The sequence below is a fragment of the Ruegeria sp. AG6 genome (genome assembly GCF_056541565.1).
This window is the reverse complement of sequence record NZ_JBQFYQ010000005.1, coordinates 28541-42505: the sequence shown is the minus strand read 5'-3', so window position 1 is coordinate 42505 and position 13965 is coordinate 28541. Positions and strand designations below refer to the sequence as shown.

At 56.8% G+C, this 13965-nt stretch carries 12 protein-coding genes and 1 tRNA gene; 6 read left to right on the top strand and 7 right to left on the bottom strand.

What is annotated here, in order from left to right; translation table 11 throughout:
- Positions 1 to 136: 136 nt before the first annotated feature.
- On the top strand, positions 137 to 478 hold the full coding sequence (locus tag ACR0I0_RS12365) for a DUF2853 family protein (protein ID WP_171171577.1): 342 nt from the start codon (positions 137 to 139) through the stop codon (positions 476 to 478).
- 217 nt (positions 479 to 695) lie between these two features.
- Here the strand turns inward: ACR0I0_RS12365 and ACR0I0_RS12360 are convergent, their stop codons facing one another.
- The 5 genes from ACR0I0_RS12360 to tsaD form a co-directional block, all read right to left on the bottom strand.
- Entirely contained in the window at positions 696 to 2009 is a 1314-nt protein-coding gene (locus ACR0I0_RS12360) for a hypothetical protein (protein ID WP_480491638.1), read from the bottom strand.
- A 161-nt stretch (positions 2010 to 2170) separates the two neighbouring features.
- A complete protein-coding gene (locus ACR0I0_RS12355) occupies positions 2171 to 2593 on the bottom strand; it encodes an EVE domain-containing protein (RefSeq protein ID WP_152459650.1) in 423 nt (140 codons plus the stop codon).
- Positions 2593 to 2862, bottom strand: coding sequence for a YciI family protein (locus ACR0I0_RS12350; RefSeq protein WP_480491636.1), 270 nt, complete (start codon positions 2860 to 2862; stop codon positions 2593 to 2595). Before ACR0I0_RS12350 ends, ACR0I0_RS12355 begins: the two co-directional genes overlap by 1 nt.
- A 1-nt stretch (position 2863) precedes the next feature.
- Positions 2864 to 3826, bottom strand: coding sequence for an NAD(P)H-dependent glycerol-3-phosphate dehydrogenase (locus ACR0I0_RS12345; protein ID WP_480491634.1), 963 nt, complete (start codon positions 3824 to 3826; stop codon positions 2864 to 2866).
- Complete coding sequence (tsaD, locus tag ACR0I0_RS12340; protein ID WP_210093109.1) at positions 3823 to 4920, bottom strand: tRNA (adenosine(37)-N6)-threonylcarbamoyltransferase complex transferase subunit TsaD; 1098 nt, start codon at positions 4918 to 4920, stop codon at positions 3823 to 3825. Before tsaD ends, ACR0I0_RS12345 begins: the two co-directional genes overlap by 4 nt.
- An 86-nt stretch (positions 4921 to 5006) precedes the next feature.
- On the opposite strand from tsaD, the gene ACR0I0_RS12335 reads away from it, so the two are divergent.
- The 3 genes from ACR0I0_RS12335 to ACR0I0_RS12325 are packed head-to-tail and all read left to right on the top strand — an operon-like array spanning position 5007 to position 8541.
- The gene (locus ACR0I0_RS12335) at positions 5007 to 5732 is read left to right on the top strand and encodes a uroporphyrinogen-III synthase (RefSeq protein WP_480491632.1); all 726 of its coding nucleotides are present in this window, start codon (positions 5007 to 5009) and stop codon (positions 5730 to 5732) included.
- A gap of 54 nt (positions 5733 to 5786) precedes the next feature.
- Positions 5787 to 7037, top strand: a complete 1251-nt coding sequence (locus ACR0I0_RS12330) for a COG4223 family protein (protein WP_480491630.1) — start codon at positions 5787 to 5789, stop codon at positions 7035 to 7037.
- Positions 7038 to 7047: 10 nt separating this feature from the next.
- Positions 7048 to 8541, top strand: a complete 1494-nt coding sequence (locus ACR0I0_RS12325; protein ID WP_480491628.1) for a heme biosynthesis HemY N-terminal domain-containing protein — start codon at positions 7048 to 7050, stop codon at positions 8539 to 8541.
- A gap of 201 nt (positions 8542 to 8742) precedes the next feature.
- On the opposite strand, the gene ACR0I0_RS12320 is transcribed toward ACR0I0_RS12325, so the two are convergent.
- Positions 8743 to 10953, bottom strand: coding sequence for a hypothetical protein (locus ACR0I0_RS12320; RefSeq protein WP_480491627.1), 2211 nt, complete (start codon positions 10951 to 10953; stop codon positions 8743 to 8745).
- Here ACR0I0_RS12320 and ACR0I0_RS12315 point away from each other — a divergent pair.
- Together ACR0I0_RS12315 and ACR0I0_RS12310 are read left to right on the top strand one after the other, a co-directional pair.
- The gene (locus ACR0I0_RS12315; RefSeq protein ID WP_480491626.1) at positions 10847 to 11821 is read left to right on the top strand and encodes a viperin family antiviral radical SAM protein; all 975 of its coding nucleotides are present in this window, start codon (positions 10847 to 10849) and stop codon (positions 11819 to 11821) included. The two genes, ACR0I0_RS12320 and ACR0I0_RS12315, sit on opposite strands and share 107 nt — an antisense overlap.
- A 562-nt stretch (positions 11822 to 12383) precedes the next feature.
- Entirely contained in the window at positions 12384 to 13286 is a 903-nt protein-coding gene (locus tag ACR0I0_RS12310) for a class I SAM-dependent methyltransferase (RefSeq protein WP_480491624.1), read from the top strand.
- Between the two features lie 498 nt (positions 13287 to 13784).
- Here ACR0I0_RS12310 and ACR0I0_RS12305 read toward each other — a convergent pair.
- Positions 13785 to 13871 (bottom strand) — tRNA-Leu (locus ACR0I0_RS12305).
- Between the last annotated feature and the right edge of the window lie 94 nt (positions 13872 to 13965).

Here is a 13965-nt window from a genome sequence, read left to right as displayed (position 1 = left end):
TTCAGCAAGAAACGTGCAGGCTGCGACCAAGGGGGAGAAATCGCAAATTTTTTTCCTTTTGGAAAAGCCTGCGACGCGGCTAGTCTTTCGATCATCGGTAAAAGGTGCCGGGTAAACGGATCAAGGAGACTAGGATATGGGCAAGCGCGACGAGCTGATCGCCAAATACGCAGAAGACCTGAAAACCAAATGCGGGATGGACCCCGATATGGACCTGCTGACCAAGGTCACCATCGGTTGTGGTCCGGCGATCTATGACGCAGATGCGGCAACTGTCGCGGCCAGCCAGGACTCGGAACTGGAAACCGTCAAGAACAACTTCCTGATCAAAAAGCTGGGTCTGGCAGATGGCCCCGAGCTGATGGAAGGGATCAACAAAGCCATGGAAACCTATGGCATGTCCGAGCGCAACAAGTACCGTGCCGTTGTCTATTATATTTTGACCAAGCATTTCGGAAAAGAATCCGTTTACAGCTGACCCGGTCGATTCTGCCAAGCGCCCGCCGAGATTCTGGCGGGCGTACTTAATTTGAGTTTCAATTTAAAGACTTGGCATTTGAAACCAAGGGTGCGGTTGCGCTAAGTTCAACCTGTGACCAGGACGGTCAGAACCAAATATTTCCATACGCGTGTGGTGAGTAGGGAGCACGCGGGGGTAGGGAAGGTTCTGTATCGTCAGAGCCTTCCCTCGTTTCTTATCTGAGTTCGCCAAGAATACGCGCAATGAAATTGTCGAATGCCGTGGGCCTTGGGTCCGAATTCCTGGATGACGCGCCACCGCTGCCTGCCAAGTAGACTTCTATCCGCCCCGGACGGGTCTTGCTGCCCGAATTCGTGAAGTCCCTCAATATTCCGCCAAGAGCATCAGCTGCCAGCGCCGCGTTTTCAGCGTCGCTTGGATGGTAGAAACGCACCTGTGTTTCTCTGACCCGAAAACCCACGCGGTCTGTTGACACAACCGTCGCGCGGCCCTGTGTAAGCAGTTCCAAAGCCCGGCTGCTGGCGTCTTGTGACACTCTCAAGGGAACAAAAAGCGAGACTTCCAGATCAATGGGGGATTGTGAGGGCGAAAGCGGTTTAACCTCTGCATAAGACGGGGCTGCAGAAAAAGTGATCTCTTGCTGGACAGGGTCCAAAACCATCAAGGACGTCTGCGAAAAGCTGTCTTTGTTCGACCGGTTGGTGTGGCGCCACGGAGGTTCGGCAGAAGCTGGAAACAGGGTTTGAATATCCGCAGAAGAAGCGGTGGCCAAGATGGGTTCGAGCTGTGGCGGAATGAATATGGCTGGCGGGGACAAAGACACGACCGGTTCCGCTTCTGGGGTTGGGGGTCTTGGTTCCACCCTGTCTTGGTCATCCGCAGCCGAAATGCCTTCGGCAGGAACGGGTGGCGTCACGAGCGCCTCAACCGAGACGCTCTGGTCGAGAGATGCGCCTGTGATCGCACCCTCGGCCTCTTCGATGATTGCGGGGGTGGAAACGGGCGCGACTTCGGAAGACGCTGAATCGGCGAGGTCCTCGGCTGCTTGTGTGTCTCGTGGGGCCGGTGACTCAGCGATTCTGACGGTGGGCGCTCTGTCTGAAAGCAGCTCCTCGATTTCAGGAAGAGTTTCAGTCGCCGCATCCAGGCTGGCTGGTGGCCTTCCACCGGTGGAGCGCCAAGTTCCGGCAATATGTGTGACCGCCCATTGCAGGATCGCGCCGCAAACCAAGGCGGCCAGAATAATACCTGCTCTGACCAAGGGTTTTTTCCTGGTTTTTGGTTCTTCCAAATGCAGGGAACGGACCCGGTCTGATACGATCTCTTCGATTTTGGTTTCGTCTGGCCGGGGCAGGTGCTCTGTCTCGGAAGGTTTCAGGGTGGGCTTTTCCTGCGCTTCACCCTGCGCCCCGCTGAGCAGTCTGGCACGCTTTTCACGCGCCTCTTTCAGGCGCGCTTCCCAGTTTTTTGAATTCTTCGCAGCAACGGCGTCTTCGAATATCCCATTGCCGCCTTCGTCGTCAGACATGGGTTTTTGCTTTCAAGAAAGACCGATCTTTATTCGAACACCGCCCGGCAATTTCGATCGCACAAAACCGCGACCGACATGATCTCACCCGGCAAAGCCCAAGGAAAGATAGCATCTTGCCAGAGCTTTGAGAAGTTCTGCGCCCGGTGCCACTTTCCCGTTCAATCAGGCTGGGTTTCACCCAGCATGCAAATCACCCGCCATTCATCCTCAGTCACGGGTTGCACCGACAAGCGAGAGTTCTTCACCAGCACCATGTTGGCCAGACGCTCGTCCGCCTTGATTTGGTCCAGCGTTACGGGTTTGGAAAAGGGCCGCACGGCTTTGATGTCGACACACTCCCACCGTTCGTCATCGGTGGTGCTGTCGGGATGGGCCTCGGCACAGACTTCGACAATGCCAACAACGGACTTGTCCTTTTGCGAATGGTAGAAGAACCCCCGGTCCCCAACTTTCATCTGACGCATGAAATTGCGCGCCTGATAATTGCGCACTCCGTCCCATTCCTCGCCCGCGTCGCCCTTTGCGACTTGCTGATCCCAACTCCAGGTCGACGGTTCTGACTTGAACAACCAATAGGCCATCAACCGATCACCTTTTTCCACGGGATCAGCTCAACCGATTGGAACAATCCTGCCTTTGCGTAAGGGTCGCCGTCGGCCCATGATTGTGCTGCGGCCAGGTCCTCCACATCGAGGATTATCAATGAACCGAACATGGCGTCACCGTTCAGCAACGGTCCGGCCTGTGACACGACGCCGGTTTCTTCGATATAGGCCAGGTGGGCCGAGCGGTTGTCCAATCGGGTTTGCAACGCGTCTGGTTTGTCACGAGCGATGAGGGCGATCAGCATGTTATTCCTCCTTGAGGGGTCGATTTAGCAGGTTTTGAATGGCCTCGGTGACACTGTAGGCGCCATGGCTCAGGTCCGCCACCGTGGCGCTGATGGGCATATCCAGCCCTTCCTTGGCGGCAATGTCCGACATGGCACGAGCGGTGGCGACGCCTTCGACCGTTGTTTGGCTGTCAAAGGGTCGATTCAGACCCAAACTAAGGCCAAAACGATAGTTTCGGGACAGTTCGGAAGAGCAGGTCAGCACAAGATCCCCCAGTCCGGACAAACCCATCAGGGTGTCTGGGCGCGCGCCGCGCATCGCGGCAAAGCGCTGCATCTCAGCAAACCCGCGGGTCATCAAGGCCGCCCGGGCGCTGTCTCCCAGACCTGCGCCGATGGCGGCACCGCAGCCAATGGCCATGACATTCTTCAGTGCGCCGCCAAGTTCAGCGCCGATCGTGTCTGTGGTGCGATAGAGGCGCAGGTTCGCTGTCGTCAGTTCGGCCTGAAGCGCCTGGCCTAGTTCCGTATCCTCGCAAGCCAACGTCAAAGCGGTGGGCAGGCCATGTGCAATGTCATCTGCAAAACTGGGCCCGGTCAGCAGCGCGACGCGGGCGTCCGGCACGCCCTCTTTGATGACCGCGACAGGTCCAAGCCCCGAGGTCAGTTCAATTCCCTTGCAGCAGGCCACCAGAGTCTTGCCGCGCAGGGCCGGGGCGTGATCCTGCAAAGCGCTGCGCAATTTCTGCATTGGGACGGCTAACAAAAGCGTGTCAGCCCTGAGCGCCTCGGCGATATCCGCGGTCACGGTGATGCCCTTGGGCAAGGTTATGTTGGGCAGCCGGGTTGCATTTTCGCGCGTCTCGCGTATCTGCTGCGCCTGATCGGCGTTTCTTGACCACAGTGTCACTGGCCCGTTGCCTGCCAGTGAGATAGCCAGAGCAGTGCCAAACGCACCGGAGCCCAGAATGGATACACTCATGCCTTGGCCCCTTTCTTGCCGCCGCCCAGCATGGCCGGGCTGTGCTGATCCAGAGGCCAGCGAGGGCGGGCGGTCAGGTCCAGCCCGTCCCGCGCGCCGGTACGAAAGCGTTCCAGGCCAGCATAGGCTATCATCGCCGCGTTGTCCGTGCACAACGCCAACGGGGGGGCGGTGAATCTGGTGTTCTTTTCAGCACAAACAGACTCTAATGCAGACCGAATGGCCGAATTCGCGGCAACCCCTCCGGCAACGGCAATCACGGGTTCAGACGGAGAGGTTTCCAGATACAGATCAATCGCTCGCCGGGTCTTTTCGGCCAACGTGTCCACAATCGCCTGCTGGAATCCAGCGCACAGATCTGCGCGGTCCTGGCGCGTCAAGCCACCCTTTTCGTTCACGATCTGGTCGCGCATCCGCATCAAGGCCGTTTTCAATCCCGAAAAGGACAGATCGCAACCGGGTCGGTCCAGAAGCGGCCTGGGAAATCGAAAGCGTTTGGGATCACCGGCGCGCGCCTCGGCTTCGACGGAAGGGCCACCAGGTTGCGGCAGGCCCAGAAGGCGGGCGGTTTTGTCGAAGGCCTCGCCTGGTGCATCGTCGATGGTGCCGCCAAGGCGGGTAAAATGTTCGGGCTCGTGGGCGATCAGGAATTGGCAGTGGCCGCCAGACACCAGAAGCATCAGGTAGGGGAAGGCAATGTTGTCCGTCAGTCGTGGTGTCAACGCGTGACCGGCAAGGTGATTGACACCCACCAGCGGCAGACCGGTTGCCGCACTGATCCCCTTGGCGCACATGACGCCTGACATGACCCCTCCGATCAGACCCGGCCCGGCGGTGACCGCAACGGCGTCCACGTCCTTCAGGGAAAGACCAGCGGTGTCCAGCGCTTGCAGAACGCAGACATCCAGCTTTTCCGCATGCGCCCGGGCCGCGATCTCGGGCACGACGCCACCAAAAGGACTGTGCAGTTCGGTTTGGCCATGCACCACGGATGACAGGATTTCGGCCTTGGCGCCCGTCGTTTGGCGCACGATGGCCGCGGCGGTATCGTCGCAGCTGCTTTCCAATCCCAGTACGGTAAGTGTTTGCACCATCACCCTGATCCGTTGCATCATGATCTAACGGCGGGGTATCACCCTGCGCGGATGCAAACAATCCTGAAGGGCCAAGGGGCCGCACGTTGTATTTGTTGATGACCCGCCCGCGCGCTGCCTCTGAACGGTTCGTCGCGCAGCTGCCGACCCGCACCAAATCCCGGGTTCAGGTCATCTATTCTCCGATCATGGAAATCCGGCCGCTGCCGGTCGAGGTTGAGACCGAGGGTGTGCAGGGATTGATTTTCACGTCGGCCAATGCGGTGAACGCGGCGGCCCTGAAAGGTGTGGACCGCAACCTGCCCGCCTTCTGCGTCGGACCGACAACGACCAGCACAGCGAAGGGTTGCGGCTGGCAGGCCGAAATGGTCGGGGCCACGGCGGAAGAACTGGTGGGACATCTGCTGAAGCGGAGGCCCAAAAGCCCGCTGTTGCATTTGAGGGGTGAGAACACGCGCGGCAATGTTGCCGGTCGACTGACCGAATCCGGCTTGACCGTGGGGGAACTGCCAGTCTACCAGCAATTGCTGTTGCCGCTAACATCCGAAGCGACCCGGGTGGCAGCTCTGGATTCGCCGGTAATCGCACCGCTTTTTTCACCAAGAACGGCGCGACATTTTGCCGATATTTGGACCGGATCCGCGCCTTTGTGGTTGGCCGCAATCAGTCAGGCCACGGCGGATCCCCTTTATTCATTGGACTATGCGCGCCTGAAGATCGCAAAGAAGCCGACACCAAAGAAAATGCGTAAGGCTGTCAAAAAGCTTGTGAAACATGCGTTGCGGGTTGAGGGCGGCGCGGTCCCCGATTAACTTGAGTGGGGCTGTTATTCATCTGAATTTGGATTCGATAAGGGGAATATTGCGGTGGCTGGTAAGAAAAAGTCCGAAGAAAAGCCGGTGGAAACCCCCAAGGCAGATGACGTCGTCGAACCCGAACTGCAACAGGAAGATACACCTGTTGACCCGACTGAGGCCGTAGAAGAAGAACTTTCCGAAGCCGAAGCCGAAGCCGAAGCCGAAGCCGAAGCCGAAGCCGAAGCCGAAGCCGAAGCCGAAGCCGAAGCCGAAGCCGAAGCCGAAGCCGAAGCGTCGACTGAAGATACTGCCCTGGTCGAAGAAAAAGTGGTCGAGCGTGTCGTTGAAAAGCGTGGCGGATTTGTTCCCGCTTTGCTGGGCGGTGCCATCGCTGCCGCCGTCGGGTTTGCGCTGGGCAATGGCGGGTTGTTGTCAACTGGCTCGGACAGCTCGGATACCTTGGCAGCGTTGGAATCCAAACTGGCAGACCAGTCCGACCAGATTGCCAAGCTGTCTCAGGCGCTTGCAAACAGTCCGGATGTTGCTGGTTTGACGGATCAGGTCAAAGCGCTGTCCGACAAATTGACACCCGTGGAAAGTGACCTGAGCGCGATCAAATCCACAGTGGATACGCTGTCAGGCCAAATCGGACCATTGTCAGAGCGCATTGCGACGCTTGAGAAAACCCCGATCGAATCCAGCGTGTCGCCCGAATCCATGGCCGCCTTCGAAGCTGAGCTGAAGAAGCTTCAGGACTCGCTGGCCTCGCAACGGGCCGAGGTTGAAAAAATGGTTTCCGACGCTCAGGCGCTGGAGGCGAAAGCAACAGCCGATGCGCAGGCTGCGGCCAATGCCGCTGTTCTGTCCCGCTTGCATGGGCAACTGGATGCGGGTCAACCCTATTCCGATCTGGTTGCAGAACTGAAAGCAGGCGGTGTGGATGTACCGGATGCCCTGTCCGGGCCGGCTGAGAAGGGTGTTGAAACACTCTCTTCTCTGCGCGATAGTTTCGCGCCTGCGGCCCGAACCGCGCTGGCCCAAGCCCGTGAAGCCGACAAGGGCACCGGCCTGATCGCATTCCTGCAACGTCAAACGGGTGCACGCTCGGTCACGCCACAGGAAGGGGATGGACCAGATGCCATCCTGTCACGGGCACAGGCTGCGCTTGCGGACGGAGACCTGGCCAAAGCCTTGAGCGAACTGAAATCACTTCCCGAAGCGGCACAGGCTGCAATGTCCGATTGGGAACAGGCGGCCAAAACACGGGTCGCCGCCGTCGATGCGGCGAATACACTGGCTTCCAGCCTGAACTCGAACTGAAGGACCTGCCATGCTGTGGTCACTGTTTAAGATCCTCGTTTTTGTTGCGATTATCGGCCTGCTGGCGTTGGGCGGTCACTTCCTGATGCAAACCAGTGGCGGGGTTCAGATCACCGTCGCGGGCACGGAATTCACGCTGGGGCCGCTTCAGTCAGTGATCGCGCTGGCTGTGTTGGTTTTTGCGGTCTGGCTGTTTTTCAAGTTGCTCAGCCTGCTGATCGCAACGCTGAAATTCCTGAACGGTGACGAAACTGCCTTGTCCCGGTATTTTGACCGCAATCGCCAGCAAAAGGGATACCAGGCGCTGGCTGATGGTCTATTGGCGCTGGCCTCGGGCGAAGGGCGCGTGGCGATGACCAAAGCCAGCAAGGCCGAAAAACTGCTGAACAAGCCCCAGCTTACCGACCTGCTGGTGGCACAGGCCGCCGAGATGACCGGGGATACGAAAAAGGCATCGGATACTTATAAAAAACTGGTGACCAACAGCGCCACCCGTTTCGTCGGCGTGCGCGGGATCATGAAGCAGAAGCTGGCCGAAGGTGATGATGAAACGGCCCGCAAACTGGCCGAGAAGGCCCTGGCGATCAAACCACGTCATGAAGAAACGCAGGACGTGCTGCTGAACCTGCAAACCAAGGCGCAGGATTGGGCCGGTGCACGTTCGACTCTGACGGCCAAGTTGAAGGCCGGGTACTTGCCGCGCGATGTCTTCAAACGGCGTGACGCGGTTTTGGCCTTGTCCGAAGCCAAGGGAATTCTGGACGAAGGTGCGACGGTCGAACAGCAGGAGCGCGCGATTGAAGCCAATCGCCTGTCGCCTGATCTGGTGCCAGCCGCTGCCATGGCGGCCCGCGCGTATATCGCCAAAGGCAAACCCCGGGCCGCAACCAAGATTCTGAAAAAAGCATGGGAGGCTCAGCCGCATCCGGATCTGGCCCATGCCTTTGCCGACATCGTGCCGGATGAAACCCCTGATCAACGGATCAAGCGGTTCACCGCGTTGACCCGGATTCACCCCGAAAACATGGAAACGCGTCTGATATTGGCCGAACTGAACATCGTGGCCGAAGACTTCCCAGAAGCCCGCCGTGCGCTGGGCGATGTGGTCGAAACGCAGGGAGATGCGCGCGCCTATACGTTGATGGCCGCTATCGAACGGGGCGAGGGGGCCTCGGACGCCATTGTGCAAGGCTGGTTGGCCAAAGCGCTGAATGCGCCGCGTGGTCCGCAATGGGTGTGCACCAATTGCCATGATATCCAACCTGAATGGGGACCGGTCTGCCAGAACTGTGGCAGCTTCGACACGCTCAGCTGGCAGACACCACGAACACCCGAAATCGCAAGCGCGACCGGCGTACATATGTTGCCTTTGATCGTTGGTGCGCTCGAAGATCAATCCGAAGAGCCAGAAGTCATGGAGCCCGCGGACGAGGATGATGTGGTCGAAGTGACACCAGAGTCGGCAGAGGTGGCAGACGAAGGCGAGGTTCAAAAGCAGGCCTGAGCCCTGCAACGCCTTTTTTGCAGCCGGCCTGATCCTCCGCATTCCAAGGGGCAGGATGTTGGTGACGGCGTCGGGCCGTCAGGCATTTCTGGGCAAAACACATGATCCGCCACAGCGGTGCCATTGACAGTGTTGGTGCCTCTTCGCCGGTCTTTCGCGGTTTTCGGCCCAGATCCTGACGGTACGTGCATTTGTTCGTAGTCAGCGCCTCTGGCTGCGCTGATTGCGCGCCCTCTTTCGCCGCGTCGTCCCTGCGTAGGGTTGATACAGCTCTTCCCAAAAATGGGTTTCCGCCGTGACAACCACCCACTTGTCCGTTGGCGGGACGTCCACGACTCCGAACATGATCACATCTCTTACCAACCCGCCGTGATTTCGCTGATTGTATGCTGACTTCGTCAATTCCAGCCCAAGCAGGTCAAGTGAGAGAAGGCCGCGTGTCGGGCCGAAGCTTTGTATCCGCGTCAGTTCGATTGCTTCCTTCAAGCATGTTTTTGCCTGGTTCCATTCATTGAGATTAATGTGGTGCCGCGCTTTTTGGTGAAGCCAAACCGGACGCCAGCGGTCCGAAGGGTCAAGCTCTTTCGTCTCACTCAGCAGTTTGTCGACGCGTGCCTTGTCGCCCTTCTGACGAGTCGCTTCAAGCGCGTCCCGGAACCAAACGCCCTCCAGCGCAGTTCCCTTTGCGATTGCCGCGAGTCGGTTCGTCGAGGCGGCCCGGATCACGTCAGGAACGTTCGCATCCTGCGCAAGATTGTTCAGAAACCAAAGGCGCGTTTCCCTTTCTATTTCTTCCACGGCAGCCTGACGATCCAGTCTTTCACAATGCCACTGGTGATCCTGAAATTCGGTCACGACGTTTTTTAATGACTGGTTTTCGCGTTCAAAGATTTTTCTGAACGCGTCGCGATCCCCGGAACCGGGGATGTAAGCCTGTAGTCGATCACCGTCTTGTATCTCGGAAAAGCGTCGGCTCAGGCGTTCACAGATACCTGCGCGTGTTGCATCCGGATACCGGAAATTCGAGGGCAAGATTGTCGCAAGCGCACTCACCATCCAAGGAACGCAAGCCTTCAGTTTGGCCTCGAAATGTTGGTCCTGAGCCCATATTCCCTCCCCAGCCGTGTTGCGATGGGCTTCCAGCGTCAGGTTGTAGACCAGCTTGAAGATGTGGGTAAGTTCCAGAATGCGGTTTTCACGGGGATCGGCGCATGTGGGCTGAACATCCGGGCAAAGCAGTTTGAGAAGGCGCAGGTAACCGTCCTGCATCGCGCGCGCGAACAACAACATTTGGCGAATGGTCTTCATGCTGCGCCGCGCGAAGCGCCGACTTACAAGAAAGGTAAATCTTGCCTTTTCGTCCTCCGGCGGATGCCCATTCAGGGCGCGGCTCAGGGCGTCTTCTGAAATGTTTAGGTCAAAACGCAACCGTGGGATGGTAAGATTCCGGGCCTGAATGAAATTCCGGGCCGACTGGTAGTTGTATTCCAGATCTTGGCCCGTGTCGTATTCCCAGCATCCGGAAAACGGTAGTCGGGATCCCAAGTTTGGTCCTGTATCCCCGGACTTAGTCAACCTGTCGGGAAATGTGCGTGCGATACTGTCCTGGTCAGGAAGAGCCATGCCTTGTTGCCAGCGATAAAGGGCCCGCGCGATTTTTGCTTTGGGGTCTTTGTCCGGGTTGCAGATTCCATTTTCGATATGATCTTCCGCCAAACGAACAGCGTAGCCCTCAACTGACAGACCGATCAGATCGAAGGCCCAATCCAGAACCTGTTGAACCGGAAGCCGAAGCCTTGATGGGTCTGCGGGATCCGGTTCCGGCAAAAACCAAAACCGCCCGTCCGGCAAACCGTCATCCGAACGGTCGTCGATCATCCAGAATGCGGCCCGTCGGGCAGCGCCCGGCACGTACAGGTGAATCAAAAGCTCCCAGACTATATGTTGGATCGGCGCATCGAATGCCCAAAGCTCCTGCTCGATCCGCCAAAAGAACATTACCACTTCCCAGATATTTTGTTCGGCATCCCGGACCGCGCTCTCATCAAACTCAAGAGCAACAAAGAGCTCCCTACAACTTCTACGATGCTCTTTTTCGATCTGCTTCATCGAAAGCTCTCGCCGAAGAAGGCGCGTCTTTTCGCGCTTGCCCATTACTGAGCCAAAGAAAGACCGGGACAGTTCGACAAAGATGGCTTCTGGTGGAGGTACAAGTGCCAAGAGAACCCTCGTAATCAGCGTAAATATTTGGCAATAAATGTTATTATTTAGTAGTGCAATTCCGGGAAATTGGTTTGCACGCTTCATGTCAGATATTTTGAAGCGCGCCGATGGCAGGTTCGAATCATGTAATGAACATGGAGAACCTAACGTGGAAACTTCCCTGAAACACAGCATCGACCAAATGGTCATCAATTGGCACGTCAACGAAACTTGCAACTACCGGTGCGTGTATTGCTATGCCAAGTGGGAACGACCGCCTTCAGTGCGCGACGTGTTCCGCCAGCCGGAAAACACAGCCAATTTGCTGAGATCGCTCTGGGCTTTTTTTGATCCTGCAAATTTGAAGAACCCTTTGAAGGACACTTTGACTTGGCGGCGTGTCCGTCTCAATTTTGCAGGGGGTGAGCCATTGTTGTGTCGCGCTGACCTGATCCGTGCCGTTGAGATGGCCGCCCAAATCGGGTTTGATGTTTCGATCATTACCAACGGCAGCAGGCTTGATGCGGAAACCATGTCTGCCCTGGCGCCGCATCTCGATTGGCTGGGAGTAAGCCTGGACGCGGCTGACATGCAAACGAACAAGGCGATTGGCCGCGAAGACCGTCGCGCTCGGCAGTTGGATCTAGAGGCTTTGAGGGACAGCGTCGCAATGGCACGCTCAGACAACCCTGACCTGAAGCTGAAGATCAATACGGTCGTGAATTCTCAGAACCATGAGGCGGACTTGGCTCGAGTCATTGCGCAATTGGCACCCCACAAGTGGAAGATCCTCCGGGCGCTTCCGATGACAACCACGGCCGGCATGGTGACGGATAAGCAGTTCCGGGCCTTTGTGCACAGGCACCGCTCGTTGACGGACATCATACGCGTTGAAGACAACGCAGACATGCTGGGGTCGTACCTGATGATCGATCCGAAGGGCCGTTTTTTTCAGAACCACAATGATAGCCTGAAGGAAGGGTACCGATACAGCAGACCCATACTGGATGTTGGGCCGGGTGCGGCCTTGGAGTCCGCCGGATTCTCGGCGTTCGGTTTCGCCAACCGTTATCGATGAGCTTTTCGATGCAGAAGTATTGCAGCGTTAAGGACGTAAACAAGGTGATCGGGAAGCTTCCGGAGGCTGACAGGGCCGTCAAACGCGGCCGGGTTCATGGGCGGCAATATGCGCGTTCTGCTTGAGCAATTAACCCGACAGATAACGGCAGATGTGATGCGTTCCTTATCTTCTCAGTCCGTCAGCGGCGACCAAGCTGCTGAATCTGCGCGCAAATGATGGGTTGGCATTGCCGCCTCAGCAAAGGTGGGTTTGTCCGGTTTCACCGTTTTTCGAACCGGATCAACCTGCCAAAACCGTCAGATGAATGCTTCGAGCCCATGACGGAGGTGCTGTGGCGCCACTTTTGGCCAACACAGAACTCTATCCACTGAAGTCCCGCACCGTCGTGCTGACCACAAAGCGGTTGATCTTTCGGCTCAGGCATTCAACGTGCACCCGCTCGCGCCAAGAGTCTTGGCAAGACCTGGCCCGTCGACTGAAGGCCAGAAACTCAATCAATTGTAATCGCGCATTTCGTATCGTATTCAAAGGGCATCATTCCAGATGCAGGGCAGCCGGTATGAGAGACTTGCATGAAAGCTTCAACGAACTGACCGATGCCGATTGGCTTCAGCTATGGCTGGCTAAAGCTGAAAACAAAGGAGGCGAGCTTGCAAGCGCTCTGCCCGACTTTCCTCCAAATGATATTCAAGTCGAATATGTCGGAAGCGCGCTTTCCAGTGCAATCAGAGAAGCGTATGGTTTTTACGTGCACGCAAAGCAGATGTTTTCAACGCACGGCGAAAACCCGAGCAAGAACGATTGCTTTTTGGATTTCGGATGTGGTTGGGGACGGTATATTCGCCTGTTTTCTAAAGATTATCCAAGTCGATCAGTATTCGCGGCGGATGTAAATGCCAACATCATTGATGAGTGCCGGAAAAGAGATCTGCCAGGCGAGTTCATGCAAATTTCGCCATTGGGCGCGTTTTCGCTGCCCGACGGCAAGATTTCGTCTGCAATGGCGTATTCAGTTTTCACGCATCTGCCAGAGGATGTTCATTTGCATTGGCGTAACGAGCTGGCGCGCGTTACCAAACCCGGCGCTGTACTGGTGATCACGGTCCAGCCGAGGCGGTTCCTGAGATACATTGAAAATCGCGGACGCGAAATATTGGGCCCGAGAATACTTGGAAACAGAATAGGTTTGCTTCGTCACTTCCAACTTGGAAAACGAAGAGGTTCGAACGCTTGGCACAAGCTACTCGCAGAGTCCGCAGACAGGGTGCCCGAGTTTGCCGCGCGTTATGACAGCGGCGAACTGGTCTTCATGGAAGGTACCGATGGCAACAAGACTTACGGCGATGCGATCGTGCCCGTTTCCTATATCGAGGAGAACTGGGCCCCGGACTTCAAAGTTGTTGACGTCATAGATGACAAATCCAGGTTTGCTCAATCGGTCATCACGCTCAAACGGATTTGAACGCCAAGCAATTCACACAGGTTTTCGATCCGGACAAAGCAGTCAGATCCCGGGTTGCAGCGTTCAACGCGTGCGCAAAAGCAATTGCCGAGAAAACAATCTTCGGCGTTGTCCCGCGTTGCAGGCATTCGCCCAGGCCTCCTGACCGGTAAACCGGCTGCTGGTGCGGCAGGACGTTGCCATGCGTTCGACAAATCCCCAGATGACGATAATTCCATTCCCATAGTCCTGAGCCACTTGGTTTCGCCAATGCGAACAAGCCGCCAGCATCAGCCAATTTGAATGGCTTTGGACTTCGCCATGCCGTTCGAATCTAAAGATCGGAAAGTGCCATTGGGGGCATCAAGCTCGTGTTTTTGAGGTAAAGGCCCAACCAAACCCTCACATGTCGTGTTTTCTGCGGGTATCGAGCGTTCCACCACGTTCCGGGCGATAACCGAGAATCGGTAAAACACTCAATGAAATTGAGCGTTTACGGCCATCTATGTTCGGAAGAGATGGTGCCCAGGAGAGGACTCGAACCTCCACGTCCATACGGACACTAGCACCTGAAGCTAGCGCGTCTACCAATTCCGCCACCTGGGCAGGTGTCGTGGAGGGGCGTTTAAGCCTAGTCGCGGGGGGCGTCAACCAGATTCGGCGAGATTTTTTAAAGTTTTTTGAGTTCGGTTCCCGGCCG

Bases quoted from the DNA above. Each gene is read 5' to 3' on its own strand.
- ACR0I0_RS12355 (WP_152459650.1), bottom strand. From the start codon at position 2,593: ATGGCCTATTGGTTGTTCAAGTCAGAACCGTCGACCTGGAGTTGGGAT.
- ACR0I0_RS12365 (WP_171171577.1), top strand. From the start codon at position 137: ATGGGCAAGCGCGACGAGCTGATCGCCAAATACGCAGAAGACCTGAAA.
- ACR0I0_RS12310 (WP_480491624.1), top strand. From the start codon at position 12,384: ATGAGAGACTTGCATGAAAGCTTCAACGAACTGACCGATGCCGATTGG.
- ACR0I0_RS12350 (WP_480491636.1), bottom strand. From the start codon at position 2,862: ATGCTGATCGCCCTCATCGCTCGTGACAAACCAGACGCGTTGCAAACC.
- ACR0I0_RS12320 (WP_480491627.1), bottom strand. From the start codon at position 10,953: ATGACCATTTGGTCGATGCTGTGTTTCAGGGAAGTTTCCACGTTAGGT.
- ACR0I0_RS12315 (WP_480491626.1), top strand. From the start codon at position 10,847: ATGTCAGATATTTTGAAGCGCGCCGATGGCAGGTTCGAATCATGTAAT.
- tsaD (WP_210093109.1), bottom strand. From the start codon at position 4,920: ATGGTGCAAACACTTACCGTACTGGGATTGGAAAGCAGCTGCGACGAT.
- ACR0I0_RS12325 (WP_480491628.1), top strand. From the start codon at position 7,048: ATGCTGTGGTCACTGTTTAAGATCCTCGTTTTTGTTGCGATTATCGGC.
- ACR0I0_RS12345 (WP_480491634.1), bottom strand. From the start codon at position 3,826: ATGAGTGTATCCATTCTGGGCTCCGGTGCGTTTGGCACTGCTCTGGCT.
- ACR0I0_RS12360 (WP_480491638.1), bottom strand. From the start codon at position 2,009: ATGTCTGACGACGAAGGCGGCAATGGGATATTCGAAGACGCCGTTGCT.